Raw genomic sequence first — 14,333 nt, 5'->3', positions numbered from 1 at the left:
GGCAAAAATAGCGGGTATCCACTTAAAAAAAGCTCACATACCCCAGGTGAATTTTCGCGTCGTGAAAATTGAAGTTGGTATCATCCCGTTTTCCCAACGCATACGAAATATTAAAGATCCCCGCCTTTGTCTCAAAGGCCATCCCGAGCCCCGTCCCGATAAACGTGTTATTCAGGTTATATCCCGGCACATCGTTCTTAGCCCATCCGACGTCAAGAAAGGTGAAGAGAAAAGAATTGAGCCCTACCAGATACCGGTATTCAAAGGTGCCCACCGCATACTGGGACGCAAGGATACTTTGTTCATCGAATCCCCGCAGAAGCCGGTAGCCGCCGAGGAGGAACAGTTCGTTGCGATAGGTCTTGGGACTGCTGAAGACCCCGCCATTGATACCCAGCTTCAGGGTGGATGCGCGGCTCAGCGGGAAATAATGCGCCGCCGCCAGCTTGGCCAGGAATTCATAGGAATGCCGTTTCACCGTGTCGTACAGCGAAGCAAAATTAAAGCTCGAATCATTGGGGTCCTTCAGCTGGGCGATCAGCGAATTTTCCTTGACGGTCTTGGTCCCCACCGAACCCAGGAAGCTAAGCTCGTTGCCGCTCCGCGGATTGAACCGATAGTTGGTATTGTTGAGGTCATAGGTCATCCCGATGCTCACCGCATTGATATCGGCCGTCGCCGGCAGGGCATGTGACGCGATGATCGAAAGGGTATCCACATTCAGCAGACTCGAGCTCGCCTCCTGGATAAAGACCGATCCGCTCTGATTGGCCGAAAGCGCGTATTGGGCGCCCACCGTCAGGTTGACGTTGATGTAGGAAGAGTCCTGCTTGTACAGATCAAAGGTCGCATTCAGCCCAAAGGGGGAATGGAAGAGATAGGGTTGGTTGAACAACAGGTTGAGCCTGGGCGAGCCGGCCTGCAACTGCTGCCAGTTGAGCCCGATCGACTCCCCGTTGCCGAGGGCGTTCTTCAGGGCGATGGTCGCCTCGCCGGTGACGAGGATCTTATTGCCGAGCGTGGGATCGCTGCTGGGCAGAAAACCCACAAGGGCATTGATCTGGCTGCTCTTTTTTGGCTTCAGATAAAGGTTGATGATAGACCCCGCGCCAAGCATGGTCAGGTTCCAGGGTTGCTGCTCCTGCACATAGGCCAGCTCCAGCAGTTTTTTGGTTATCGCCTCCAGCCTGTCCTTCCGATAAATGCTTCCGACGGGAATATTGAGATAGCGTTGCAGGAATTCCGTGGAGATCCTCGCCGTTCCATACACGCGGATGCTGTCGATCTTGTAGAGCGGCCCCTTATCGACCTGGAGAACGGCCGATACCTCTCCCGAGTCCCGCAGCGCGACGCTGTCCAGGCTGACCCGCGCAAAAGGATAGCCGTTGTTTTCCAGGTAGTCGAGCATCAGCTGCTGACGGTTCTCGAATTGCCGGAAGTCCAGCAGCCGGTGGGAAAAGGTCTTCGGGTTCCAGGCCACGGCCGCCAGCAGGGTCGGGTCCACCCGACGGGTGTCGATGGCCGCCCAGCGCCAGGCATGACCCAGGAAAAGCCGCAGGGTTGCCGACGCCGGACCATAGCTGACGGTATCCACCGACGCGGTGAAATAGCCTTTTGCCTGTAAAAGGGGGATCAGGTTATAGATGTATTCGGTACAGACCTCCCGGCTTCGAAAACTGGTGGTGATCCCCAACTTTGTCCGGATGAACTCGGGATCTTTATCGACGGGCTCAATCCGCAGGACATATTGCGCCCATCCGCCAAGCGGAAGCAGACAGAGAACCCATAAGATTGTGCGACTATATCGCCGTACCTTTGTCATTGATGGCAGGTATCTATCTTCATATTCCGTTTTGCAGGCAGGCCTGTCACTACTGCAATTTCCATTTTTCCACGTCACTGAACCGTAAAAACGATTTTATTTCCGCTTTATTGAAGGAAATAGCGGCAAGAAAGGATTATCTCGAAGCCGAGCCGATCGAGACGGTGTATTTCGGGGGCGGCACTCCCTCCTTGCTCGCCACGGAGGAGATAGCGACCATTCTGCAACAGCTGCGCGCCCTCTATCCGCTCGTCTCCGGCGCCGAGGTCACTCTCGAGGCCAACCCGGATGATATTACAACGGCCCGCCTGCGGTCCTGGCGGGAAACCGGGATCAATCGCCTCAGCATTGGCGTCCAGTCGTTTTTCGAGGAAGACCTCCGTTGGATGAACCGCGCGCATGATGCGCGTCAGGCCTTGGACTGTATCGGGCTGGCGCAGGAGGAAGGGTTAGACAATATCAGCATCGATCTGATCTATGGCGGGCCAACCCTCCCCGACAGCCATTGGCAGCAAAACGTGGAGCGGGCCATCGGCCTGGGGATCCCACACCTATCCTGCTATGCACTGACCGTGGAGCCCCGGACTGCCCTGGACACCCTGATCCGGCGCCATCAGGTGGCGGAGGTCAGCCCCGATGACCAGGCTCGGCAGTTCCTGCTGCTGATGGACTGGATGGCCGCCGCAGGCTACGAACATTACGAGATATCCAACTTCGCGCAGCCGGGCCACCGGAGCCGCCATAATTCCGCCTACTGGCAGGGGAAAAAATATCTCGGGCTGGGCCCATCCGCACACTCCTACAACGGCGTCTCACGCGAATGGAATGTCGCCAACAACGCCCAATATATCGCCGCACCCGGCCTGGTAACCGAAAAAGAGATCCTGACGCCCGACCAGCAGGTCAACGAATATATCATGATCTCGCTGCGAACCCTGGAAGGCATCGATCTGCAGACACTCGCCCACCGCTTCGGTCCCCAGCGCGCCGCCCAACTACGGCAACGGGCGGAGAAGCATATAATAGGGTCGCATCTCCGGCTGGCGGAAGAAAGGCTTCAACTGACAATGGAGGGGAAATTACTCGCGGACGGGATCGCCGCGGACCTGTTCTTTGATACGCAATCGAAGTAAGATCAGCCGATCATCTTTTTAATCTTGAATCGGACACTATTGCTATTCCTGAAGCAATGGATGATTGCGTCAAACTCCTTTTTAACAAGAATATCAAGGATCACATAGTCTATCCCTTCCATGTAATTGGATTCAAAAAGAGCTTGCTCGTAGTCTTCGACCTGGTCGCCGTAAATAAAAGTAGGCATGTCGAAAGCAAACCCCTTTTCTCCAACAACTCTATGCTTCTCAAATAGATAGCTATTATAACAACGCTCATCAATATTTATGCATCCATGATCAGTCTTTACAAAGGAGGGTACTAGATTGGTCCTCGTAGGCAGCGAGGCGACTATAACAGCTTCCTTCACCCTGGCAAGCACAATGAAGTACTTGGGTTTTGGAGTATCGCCATTCTTAAATTGAAAGGAATTGAAATAGAGGATCTGACCCGGGAGAAACACCTTTAGTCTTTTAATGTCCTTATAAATTGAAGATTCTCCCTGGACTCCGCATACCTCTCGGACAAATAGGACGGATTGGGGAACAACAATGAAAAATCTACCTCGTATTCAGTGCTATTGACCAACTCCTTTTCGAGCGCTTCCAATACACCATATTGGATGGCCGATCTTCTCCATAACGAATTGGGGCCATGAGTGTGTTTGATCAGATAGGCAGCCGGCTTATCCTTGACAAATTCAATAATGGTATCCATCAATCTGAGATCATTCACACTGAATTCATCATTGTTAAAAGGCACTTTTGCTCTAAATATCTTATTGTCAGCCGGATCTCTTTCGAGGTAAGAATGGAGTAATGCCGGAGATTCGTCCGAAGAAAGATCAATAAAGACATCTTTCGCAACAGGCCCTAGCTTCCAAAGCTGAAAATTTATTCCTATGAACGGCTGACCTGTAGTTTTGATGGAAGCCTCTTCAAGAAGAAACAATATCTTGAGGACCTTCGTTTTGGTCAGGTCGTTTATGTATTGGGCTAAATAAATGATGGTATTACCTATCTTATCGATCTGGTCCCTTGTATAGCCAACTCTTGAATATTTTGCCCTATCCTCCATAGCAACAAGTTAACTTCACAAAGCTACTAATTTAATTAGTAACCCAGAACTTCACAAAATAAAAAAGATGATTACTTCGGTGTATTAATGATGCCGTCTGTGAGATTTCAAATACTCTATCCCCTGGGCCGCCGCCAGAATGAGCACCATCGTAAGGATGGCCACAGCACCAAAACCCTGGAAGGAGAAAGGCATAATTTTAAGTTTTACGTTTTCCTCTGCGCCTTCGGCGCAAATATTATCCTCTAATATCTGGAGGCCTTCGTCGGAGCTGCTCCGTCCCGCTCCTCCTTGGCCGGAACCTTCGCTTCGCTCGGTTCTGGCCGAAAGGCCCTTGGCCTTTCTTGTTAGACAAGATACGGCTCAATTTGTTTAAATCCACTACCGGCCTTAACATTTTCCCACAATATCCGGTAGATGATCCCTGCTATCGGCATTTCCGCTTTTATATCCTTGTTAATCAAATAAATACACTTGCTGGCGTTGTACCCCTCCGCAACCATATTCAGCTCTAATTGCGCCGACTTCACGGAGTATCCTTTGCCGATCATATTGCCAAAGGTCCGGTTGCGGCTGTACAGTGAATAACAGGTGACCAGCAGATCGCCCAGATAGACCGATGCGGCGTAATTCGCCTGCCGCTTGTGCGACACCGGATCATCCGGCCCCTCATGAACCCCAACCACCCCCGCATGCCGGATACCCACCTTTTGCAGAAAACCCGCCATCTCATCCGCACAATTGGCGATCAGCACACTGAGGAAATTATCCCCATACTCGAGCCCATGCGCGATACCCGCGCCAAGCGCATAGATATTCTTCAAAACCGCCGCATACTGCACACCATAAACATCCTGGTTGGTAACGGTATTGAGGTAGTCCGTCGTAAAATAAGACGCAAGTTCGCGCGTAGAGGTTTCATCCTGACCCGAAAAAGTAAGATAGGAGAGCTTTTCGGCCGCAACCTCCTCCGCATGGCAAGGGCCCATCACGGTATAGTAATCCGCGATGGAAAAACCGAACTCCCTGCCCAGATATTCATTCAACAAAAGGTTCTGTTCCGGCAGGATCCCCTTTATGGCCGAAAGCACCATCTTCCCCTCCAACGCCTTCCGGTCCAGTCCTTCCAACGTTGCCGCGGTATACGCCGAAGGAACCGCCATCACGACGCAGTCGGCACCCGCGATCACCGCCGCAGGGTCATCGCTCATCGCCAACAGACTCGTATCGAAATAAACCGAAGGGAGATATTGTGGATTGTGATGCCTGGCCTGGATATGCCGGATACTCGCCTCACTCCTCACCCACCAGCCGACAGACTGCCGGTTATCCGTCAAAATTTTGGCCAGCGCTGTTGCCCAGCTGCCGCTACCGATCACCCCGAAACGCATGCCCATCGTTTAGTTTTTCTTTGCTTCAAACAATTTATCTTTTGGTACGATCTTCACCCGCATCCCGCTTCTCATCGTCTTGCTGACGACGCTGTAAGGACCCGTGATCACCTCATCCCCCTCTTTCACGCCGTCGACCACTTCGATATAATTGATGTCCTGGATATCCGTGCGAACCTTCACTTTGCGGACAGTGTCGCCCGGCTGGTGCAGGAAAACAACCTCATCGAGATCCTGTGAATTGGCGGTGTTGACCTTGGTCTCGTTCTTATTGTCGCTGCCCGATTCATCCGAATTACCCACCACGGCTTTGTCCGTGTTCTTTTCCCGTACAGCGACCGCATTGATCGGCACGGCAAGGACATTGGCGTGTGTATTGGTCTGGATATCCGCGCTGGCGCTCATCCCCGGCCGGAAAGGGAAGTTTCTCGGTCTGGCCGGATCGATCAGGTCCTTATACGAGTCCGGGGAAAGCCGGATATGAACCTTATAGTTGGTTACGTCATTGGTCGATACGGTCGTCGTTGCAACGCCGGCCGCATTGGTTACGCTGCTGGCAATCTGGGTGACGAGGCCCTTGAACTTGCGGTTATTGTAGGCGTCCACCGTGATCAGCGCCGAATCCCCGAGGTGAACCTTGGGGATATCGTTCTCGCCGACATCGACAATGGCCTCGATCTTGCTCATATCGGCAACCCGCATCATTTCGGTGCCGGCCATCATCGAGTTGCCGACCACTCTTTCGCCTTTCTTGATGCTCAAAAGGGACACGACCCCTTCAATAGGGGAGACCACCGTGCTCCGGCTCAGATTCTTGGCGGCGACATCGAGGTTGTACCGGGCGCTGGTGGCGCCGGCGGCATTACCGCGAACGCTTTGCTGGGCAGCCATATAGTTGGCTGTTGCGGTGCGATAGGTATTTTCCGCCGTCTCATATTCGGAGACGGAGACGACTTTCTCATCGAGCAGCTGCTTTGTACGGTCGAGGGTCTTCTTGGCCGTCTCCATCGAAGCCTTCAATCCCGGCAGCTGTTCCTCCATGTTGGAAACAAGCGCCTGTTGCTGACTCACCTGGGCCGCGGCCTGATCCCGTTGGTTGGTGAGGATGTCCGCATATACCCTGGCCAGCATCTGGCCCTTGTGAACGCTGTCGCCTTCCTGGGTAATGCCAAGCTCCACTACTTCGCCGGAAACGTCAGGGCTGATCTTTACCTCCTTCTCCGGGTAGATCTTACCGCTGGCCGGGACAATCTCCGTGATATTGCGGCGAACGACCTTTTCGGAGGAGACACGCGTCCCTTCATCCTTTCCGAATGCGCCTGCCGCCTTTAGCACGACGATCAGCAGGATCACGGCCACAAGGATGATAATGATGCGAAGCACTTGTTTATTCATGAGGTTATTGTTTTGTCAGTTTTATACCCAGTCCCTTGTAGTATTCCAGCACCTTCATTTTGAAGACATAGTCGAACTGACTGCTGAGGAGATTGATCCGGGCGTTGAAAAAATTATTTTGATTGGTGAGCAGATCGATGGTGTTCAGCATCCCGACATTGTACCGCTTTTGCGAGTACTCAAAGCTTTTTTGGGTGGCAGTCACCGAGATCTTGTTGGCCTCGAATTTCTGGAGCGCCGTAATAGCGGCGGTGTAGGCCTGGTAGATATTCTGCTTGAGCGTGAGGTTGTCCTGGTCGCGCTGCAATTCGAGGTTGCGGAGGTTGAGCTTCGACCTCGCATAGTTGATATGCAGGGTGCCGTTCTGGAGGATCGGAATGTTGAGATTGATCCCCACGAATTGGTTAAACGTTTGCCGCAGCTGTGGAAAGAAAGGCTTTTGCTTCGTTGCCACCGCAACGTTGGTCTGTGTAAAGACGGCGTTGGAGCCGACCTGGTGCAGTGCATACAGCGTATCCACACTAAGCAGGGGGGTCTTGTTGAAATCGGGTTCGGGGAAATTGCTGATCCAGCCGGCGCCGAGCTGCCCGATCACCGACAACGTGGGATACATGGCTCCCTTGTTGCTGGCTACCGTCTTGCGGGCGGAAGCGATGTTGAGGGCATCATATTTTTGCAGCGGCTGGTTGGCAAGCGCCAGGGAATACACAGCCTCCGGTTGAAGATCGGCAATCTGCTCGATGGGGATATCCTCCACCGGCGGCGCATAGACATCGAAGGGAAAAGACGCGTCAAGGTCCATATAGGCCTTCAACTGCAGGATGTTCAGCTGGATATTTCCCTTACTGTTGATATAGGTCGCGCTGTCCTGCGCCACCTGGGCTTCCAGCTCCGCGGCGTTGAGTTCAGGCAGGGAGCCGGCCTTCACCTGTTTACGGGTGATGTCCAGCTGGTTTTGCGAGAGATGTAGCTGCAGTTGCGAGGCCTCGGTCTGTTCCATAGAAAGCACTACCTGCAGGTAGGCGTTGGCGACGTTCAGGGAGATATCGTTCTTTGTCCGGTCCGTATTGGCCAGGGCCGCCTGCCAGGAAAGCCGGCTCGCTTCCACGGCACGGCGCAGGCTTAAAAAGTTGAAAGCGGTGACGCTGGTCTGGAGCTGGTAGTTGTTGAGCGCATAAGTTTGTGTGCTGAGCGTAAAATTATTGGGGTTTTGCGTGTTCCCCGATTTAACCCCGAACTGGCTTCCCAGCCCCAGGGTCGGTATCTGGTTCCACTGACTCTGCTCGAGCGTCAGCTTGGCGAGCCGCGCCTGTACATCGGCTTGCTTCACAGAGATATTATTGGCTACAGCATAATCTACACACCGCCGCAGATCCCATTTGTCCTGGGCAAGACCGGTTAGGGGTGAGTAGAGGGAGGACAGGGTTAAGGTTAGCAGCAGTAGTTTTTTCATGCTCATAGAGACAAATTTATAAAAAAAAGCGGATGGGAATCCGGTTTATACGCCCGGCCCGGCCTGGGGTATAAACGCTACCACGCCGTGAGGAAGGCCTGTTCCAGATCGCGGATCAGATAATCCGCCTCTTCCAGCCCGGTATAAAGCCGGAGCATCCGGTGCTCCCTCACCGCGGGATCGAATTGCGCGGCCGTCAGCGATGCGCATTTGGGCAGGATCAGGGACTCGTGCCCACCCCAGCTGACCGCCATAAATATATGTTTCAGGGACTCGCAAAAAGTTACAATTTCATCCCGGGAACGGGCCCGGACATAGAAGCTCAACAGGCCACACGCCCCCTGCATCTGCTGCCGCGCCAGTTGGAATTGCGGGAATGACTCGTCAAAAGGAAAAAGGATGGCCTCCACCCGGGGATGCGACTTCAGCCAGGCGGCGACCTTCCGCGTCGTCTGGGTGATCCTGTCCAGCCGGGCCGGCAGGGTCCGCAGTCCCCGGATCAGCAGCCAGGCGTTAAAGGGCATGATCCCGCTGCCGGTATTGGAGAATTCACTGGCGAAGATCTTTTTGATCATCGCCGAAGAGCCGGAAAGCACCCCGCCCACCGTATCGCTGTGGCCGCCAATATATTTTGTCGCGGTTTGCATCGCCAGATCGATCCCCAGCGTGATCGGCCGCTGGTACAGCGGCGTACAGTAGCTGTTATCGATGATCGTCACGATCCCTTCGCTCCGGGCCAATTCGGCCACCGCCTTCAGATCCTGCAGCTTGTAATCCCAGGAGTTGGGCGACTCAAGATAGATGAGCGCTGTATTGGGGAGGATGGCCCGTTCGAAGTTTTCGATCTGGGTGCCGTCGATATAGGTGGTCGTTACCCCAAACCGCGGAAGGATCACGTCGAACATCCGCTGGGCCCAGGTATAGGGTTTTTCTACCGATACGATATGATCGCCGGCCTTTACATTGGCAAGCACCCCGGCAAAGATCGCCGAAGCACCGCTGTTAAAGACAAGACTGTCCTCAGCCCCGTCCAGCGCCGCCAGCTTCTTCCGCAGGATATCCACGGTCGGGTTGATCCCGCGACTGTACAGATAGCCGCTGTATTCGTCCTCGAAAAGCGCCCTCAGCTCGTCGACCTTGTCGACCTTGAAATTGCTGGTCTGAATGATGGGCGGAGCGACCGCATTGAAGTAAAATTCCCTGTCCTCGCCTAATTCGTTTATTATATAAGAGATATCCATGTTGCAAATTTGATCCGGAATTGTCTTATGTCTGGCCTTCGGCCGGTACGCCTCCGGCGTCCCCTGTCCCTGTCCTCGCCCAGTTCATTGATGATATACGAAATGTCCATATACTATTGCTCGGAAGCCGGCGCCACGGGCCGCAGGGTCGACTTCAGAATGAAATATAAAATGAAAAATCCAAGAAAGATCAGGAGGCAATATCCCGCAGCGCCGGGATCATTGACGGCAATGCTGACCGTCACACAGCTGTAGGCCAGCATGAAGAAAATCGGAATCCATGGATACCCTTTCATGCGGTAAATTTCCCGGTCCTCCCCCATGCGCCGGCGCCGCAGAATAAAAATGGTACCCGAAGAAAAAACAAAGGCGATACTGTCGAGGAAGATCGTATAGTTGATCATTTTCTCCACGGCCGTGGTGAACACCAGACTGAGGATGATGGTCGCCGAAAATGCGGTGAGGCTCCAGAGAATGACCCCATGCTTCGGGGTCGTCTTCCGGAAAACGGCAGGAAGGATGCCCTCGGTACTCATGGCATACATCACCCGCGGGTTGCTCATCACCGAAACATTGACATAGGCCAGGACGGAAAGAAACATCAGACAGCGCAGGATCGTATCGCCTACCGGCCCGAAGAGATGCAGCATCAGCTGTGCGGCAATGGAATCCGCCCCGCGCAGGTTCTCGAATCCGATCACCTTTACATAGACAAAGTTGAGCGATAGATAGACCGTGATGATAATGAAGATGCCGATCCCGATACCGCGGGGGATCGTCCGGCCCGGCCGCTGCACCTCGCCGCCGAAATTGATGGTCTGCTGATAGCCGCCATAACTAAAGGAGACGGCAACAAGGGCATAGCCCAGCAATTTGAAGAATCCTGTCGAAGGATCGGGAGCCGCCGCCATCTTTGCCGGGGCCGGGATCGGATGCGATCCGAACAGCGACGCAAGCAGCGTCAGGATCATCAGCAGCTTGATCATGGTCAACACGTTCTGCACCCGGCTGCTCATCTTCAGCCCAAGCAGATTGACGACATAGAAAACAAGGACCGCCGCTGCCGTCACCCCACCCCGGAAGAGCGGCGGCACTTCCCCGGAATAAAAGAAATGCCCGATGTATTCTGCACCCACAACCCCCACCGCGGCAATGGAACCCGCGTTGGAGACCAACTCGATACAGTTGATAGAAAACGCCAGCGAAGGATGATAGCCAAGGGAAAAGATCTTATAGTAACCTCCGGTAACCGGATAACGGGAACCGATCTCCGCATAGGTCAACGCCCCGCACAAGGCGACAACGCCGCCGATCCCCCAGGCCAGGAAGAAAACCGAAGATGTTCCGGCCCGTTCCGCCGCCACAGCGGGGGTACGAAAGATGCCCATGCCGATCACCAAACTGACAACGATCATGCTCAGATCGAAGAGATTCAGCTGCTTTTTACTCATAAACCATTTGAAGATAGCCTAAATTTGTTTTGCCGGAGGGCTTTTCCGGAAAAATAAGCCCTCCTGGTAAAATCATTATTAACTGGCCTTCGGCCAATGGACCTGTGGTCCATTTTTGACATTCCTATCGGATGAAAAAAAACTACGTCCTGCTGCTTATCCTTTCCTCCTGCTTCCTGTCCCTGTCAGCGCAGCATCTTCCTGCATCTTCCTTTTTGACCGATTCATCCGATACGCGGCCGCTTTCCGAGGTTGTCGTAAAAGCATATGAACAGAACCGCAAATTGACCGAAGTAGGCGCACCGGTGAACATCATCAACAAAGCCGCTCTCAACCGCTTTGGCAACGGCAGCATCCTCCCGGCCCTGAACATGGCCCCGGGCGTCCGTATGGAAGAACGTTCACCCGGCAGCTACCGCCTCAATATCCGCGGCAGCAGTCTGCGCTCGCCCTTTGGGGTCAGAGATATAAAGATCTACTGGAACGAGATCCCGCTCACCGATCCCGGCGGCAACACCTACCTCAATCAACTGGGATTTTATAATATCCAGTCTCTCGAGATCATTAAAGGAACCGCCGGCAGTCTCTACGGCGCAGGCATCGGCGGCGCCGTACTCATCAGCGGGATGCCGGCGGTTTGGGAAAAAGGGGTCAGCGCGGACTATACGGCCGGCAATTATGCCTACGACACAAAGCACCTTGCGACAAATAGCTTTAATGTCGACTTGCGAACCGGTGACAACGACCATCGCAATCACTTCGCCTATTCGCATCAGACCAGCGACGGCTACCGCCAGCAGACCCGGATGCGCCGCGACATCGCCACCTGGGAGACACAGATAAAGACCAGCGAAAAACAAACGATCCATGCATACATGCTCTATGGCGACCTCTACTATCAGACGCCGGGTGGGCTAAACCAGGCCGAGTACGACTCCAACGCAAGGATGGCCCGGCCGCCCGTCGGCACCCAGCCCGGAGCGATCCAGGCGCAGGCCGCCATCTTCCAAAAGAATTTTACGGCCGGCATCAGCAACGAATATCATTTCAATGCCCACTGGCAGAATACGAGTTCGGTCTATGGCGCCTACACCGATTTCACAAACCCCGGCATCCGGGTCTATGAATACCGGCAGGAACCGCATTTCGGCGGCAGGACGGCCTTTCAGTATAAGAGTGAACTGGGTATCGGTAATCTGCAGGTCAACTTCGGCGCCGAAGCACAGAAAGGATTTTTCGAGACCCGGGACTACCTCAACAAGCTGGGCGTCGAAGGTGCACTGCAAACCGATGATAAACTCAACAACTGGACCTGGTTCACCTTCGCCCAGGCCGATCTTCGGATGCAGGACGGCTGGACACTCACCCTGGGCGGAAGTTTCAACAAGTCGGCCCTCGATATCACCCGCGTCTCCTCGATACCTCCGGTGATGGTTCCGGTTCGCTTTGATAACAAGTTTGCACCGCGTATCGCCCTGTTGAAGCGGATCACTCCCGACATTTCCGTCTATGCAAGCGCCTCCCGCGGCTTTTCCACACCGACCGTTTCCGAGATAGAAAAAAGCAATGGCGTCGTAGGCCCCCCGCTTCAACCCGAGGACGGCATCGACTACGAACTCGGCGCCCGCGGCAGCCTCCTCAACGGAAGGCTTTTCTTCGACATCGATGCGTTTTCCTTCCATATCCGCAATGCCATCGTTCAGCGGATCGATTCCAGCGGCGTGATGTATTCCGTCAACGCCGGCAGTACCGATCAGCACGGGCTCGAGACCTTTCTTTCTTACCGGGTCATCGATCAGCCGAAAGCGTTTGTTTCCGATCTGCGGGTCTTTGTCAGCGACACCTGGCATGACTTCCACTACAGCAGTTTCATCCAGGATACGTCCAGCTTCTCCGGCCACCGCCTGCCCAGCGTGCCGCCGCAGCTGGTAGTAACGGGACTGGATATGGCGCTGCGGGCAGGCCTATACCTCAATATGACCTATACGTATTCCACCCGGGTCGCACTAAACGATGCCAATACGGCCTTTGCCGGATCATATAGCTTGCTGGGAGGCCGCCTGGGCTACCGGCGGGTATTGGGAAAGCTGAAGTTCGATGTCTATACGGCCGTCGACAATGCCGGAAATACAAAGTATAGCCTGGGAAATGATTTCAACGCGGCCGCCGGCCGTTATTATAATGTCGCGCCGGGCAGGAATTATTTTGCAGGCATCTCCGTCAATTACGCGCTTTAAGCAAACAGCGAACGAAATTGCTCGCGCCGGGCGGGGGGAATAAAGTAATTGTTTTGAGAGATGACACCACCTTCCGCATAAACGTCGATCGCCCGCCATTTCCCGCCTTCAAGCTTGAAGAGTTGATATCCCATCGACTGTAACAATTCGAACAACCGGATGCGTTCGTCCCGGTCGAAGAATTCGCACAACAGGATCGGCTGATACTTCCGGATCGTCCCGATCATCGAGGACATGACCTTGAACTCCAGCCCCTCGACATCGCACTTGACGAAGTCGAGTCTCGTTATGTCTTTGAACAGCTGGTCTCCCTGCCAGTTCTTTACTTTCTCCGATTCGACATATTGCAGCTGCGGGCTGGATTCCATCACCCGGGCATAAGCAAAACGCTTTTTCTGACCCACCTCGGGGATACCCATTTCGACGAATTCACCGTCTCCGCCCAGGGCAACAGGATATAAGGTGACATTCTGCGCCTTGTGTGAGGCCAGCAGCTTGCCCAGCACGCTGTTGAACTTGCTCATCGGCTCCACGGCAAACACCTTCCCCCCGGGTTTGACAAGCCGGCTGAGCTCCATCGTAAAATAGCCCAGATGGGCGCCGATATCGATACACCAATCCCCGCTCCGGATGAATTTTTTAAGAAAGTAGATATCCTGGTAGTCCTTGCCCAGCATTCCCGTGGGATATAAAAGCTGGAAGCTGTTGGACAAAAGGGACAGGTATCTTTTTTCACCAAGCGACGTCAACAAAATTTTTCGGATACTCATGTTATTCGATCAAAGCTGGCCCGCAAGCTACAAAAAAATACGGCCCGCTTCGCGGGCCGTAAAACAGTCAGATAGGTAGCAGCAGATCAATAGCTGAGAACCAACACGGGCCGCCGGCGGCGTTTCCGTGTCCGTTTTTGACGGACCGCCGCCATTTTTCGCGCAGAATGCATTAGTTTTACCACGATCCTGGTGCCGCCGTTGGCGGCTTGAAAGGGAAGACCGGTGAGAAACCGGCGCTATACCCGTAGCTGTAAGTGCCAGTCTGGGGTCCCGTCCAACTTCTAACCACTATTCCGCCAAACCGGAATGGGAAGGTATACGGGCCCGGCACAAGCCAGAAGACCTGCCAGGATCATCCATCAGCCGGCTTTCGGGTAAAA

At 53.9% G+C, this 14,333-nt stretch carries 11 protein-coding genes and 1 riboswitch; of the genes, 2 read left to right on the top strand and 9 right to left on the bottom strand.

The window, feature by feature from the left end; genetic code table 11:
* Positions 1 to 22 precede the first annotated feature (22 nt).
* A complete protein-coding gene (locus VGM48_RS12865; RefSeq protein ID WP_331579686.1) occupies positions 23 to 1,822 on the bottom strand; it encodes a BamA/TamA family outer membrane protein in 1,800 nt (599 codons plus the stop codon).
* Positions 1,823 to 1,824: 2 nt separating this feature from the next.
* On the opposite strand from VGM48_RS12865, the gene hemW reads away from it, so the two are divergent.
* A complete protein-coding gene (gene hemW, locus VGM48_RS12860) occupies positions 1,825 to 2,955 on the top strand; it encodes a radical SAM family heme chaperone HemW (protein ID WP_331579684.1) in 1,131 nt (376 codons plus the stop codon).
* Between the two features lie 2 nt (positions 2,956 to 2,957).
* On the opposite strand, the gene VGM48_RS12855 is transcribed toward hemW, so the two are convergent.
* The 7 genes from VGM48_RS12855 to VGM48_RS12825 all read right to left on the bottom strand — a co-directional run bounded on the left by VGM48_RS12855 (position 2,958) and on the right by VGM48_RS12825 (position 10,943).
* Positions 2,958 to 3,143 carry a hypothetical protein gene (locus VGM48_RS12855; RefSeq protein WP_331579682.1) on the bottom strand — a complete coding sequence of 62 codons (186 nt, stop codon included), beginning with the start codon at positions 3,141 to 3,143 and terminating at the stop codon, positions 2,958 to 2,960.
* Positions 3,144 to 3,400: 257 nt separating this feature from the next.
* Positions 3,401 to 4,012: a Panacea domain-containing protein gene (locus VGM48_RS12850; RefSeq protein WP_331579680.1), complete on the bottom strand. Its 612-nt coding sequence runs from the start codon at positions 4,010 to 4,012 to the stop codon at positions 3,401 to 3,403.
* Positions 4,013 to 4,359: 347 nt separating this feature from the next.
* Positions 4,360 to 5,409 carry an NAD(P)H-dependent glycerol-3-phosphate dehydrogenase gene (locus VGM48_RS12845; RefSeq protein ID WP_331579678.1) on the bottom strand — a complete coding sequence of 350 codons (1,050 nt, stop codon included), beginning with the start codon at positions 5,407 to 5,409 and terminating at the stop codon, positions 4,360 to 4,362.
* A 3-nt stretch (positions 5,410 to 5,412) separates the two neighbouring features.
* Entirely contained in the window at positions 5,413 to 6,798 is a 1,386-nt protein-coding gene (locus tag VGM48_RS12840; RefSeq protein ID WP_331579676.1) for an efflux RND transporter periplasmic adaptor subunit, read from the bottom strand.
* Positions 6,799 to 6,802: 4 nt separating this feature from the next.
* Positions 6,803 to 8,251 (bottom strand): TolC family protein, encoded by a 1,449-nt coding sequence (locus tag VGM48_RS12835; protein WP_331579674.1) that lies wholly within the window; start codon positions 8,249 to 8,251, stop codon positions 6,803 to 6,805.
* 77 nt (positions 8,252 to 8,328) lie between these two features.
* Positions 8,329 to 9,492 (bottom strand): aminotransferase class I/II-fold pyridoxal phosphate-dependent enzyme, encoded by a 1,164-nt coding sequence (locus VGM48_RS12830; protein WP_331579672.1) that lies wholly within the window; start codon positions 9,490 to 9,492, stop codon positions 8,329 to 8,331.
* Between the two features lie 113 nt (positions 9,493 to 9,605).
* Positions 9,606 to 10,943, bottom strand: a complete 1,338-nt coding sequence (locus VGM48_RS12825) for an APC family permease (RefSeq protein ID WP_331579670.1) — start codon at positions 10,941 to 10,943, stop codon at positions 9,606 to 9,608.
* Positions 10,944 to 11,074: 131 nt separating this feature from the next.
* Between VGM48_RS12825 and VGM48_RS12820 the strand changes: the two genes are divergently transcribed.
* The gene (locus VGM48_RS12820; protein ID WP_331579668.1) at positions 11,075 to 13,180 is read left to right on the top strand and encodes a TonB-dependent receptor; all 2,106 of its coding nucleotides are present in this window, start codon (positions 11,075 to 11,077) and stop codon (positions 13,178 to 13,180) included.
* On the opposite strand, the gene VGM48_RS12815 is transcribed toward VGM48_RS12820, so the two are convergent.
* Complete coding sequence (locus VGM48_RS12815; protein WP_331579666.1) at positions 13,177 to 13,950, bottom strand: FkbM family methyltransferase; 774 nt, start codon at positions 13,948 to 13,950, stop codon at positions 13,177 to 13,179. The two genes, VGM48_RS12820 and VGM48_RS12815, sit on opposite strands and share 4 nt — an antisense overlap.
* A 173-nt stretch (positions 13,951 to 14,123) precedes the next feature.
* Positions 14,124 to 14,318, top strand: a riboswitch (cobalamin riboswitch).
* Positions 14,319 to 14,333 lie beyond the last annotated feature (15 nt).

Origin of the sequence: Puia sp. (assembly GCF_036500295.1) — a bacterium.
Classification (GTDB): Bacteria; Bacteroidota; Bacteroidia; order Chitinophagales; family Chitinophagaceae; genus Puia.
The sequence above is the reverse complement of the archived record's forward strand: the minus strand, read 5'-3'. Positions and strand labels throughout refer to the sequence as shown.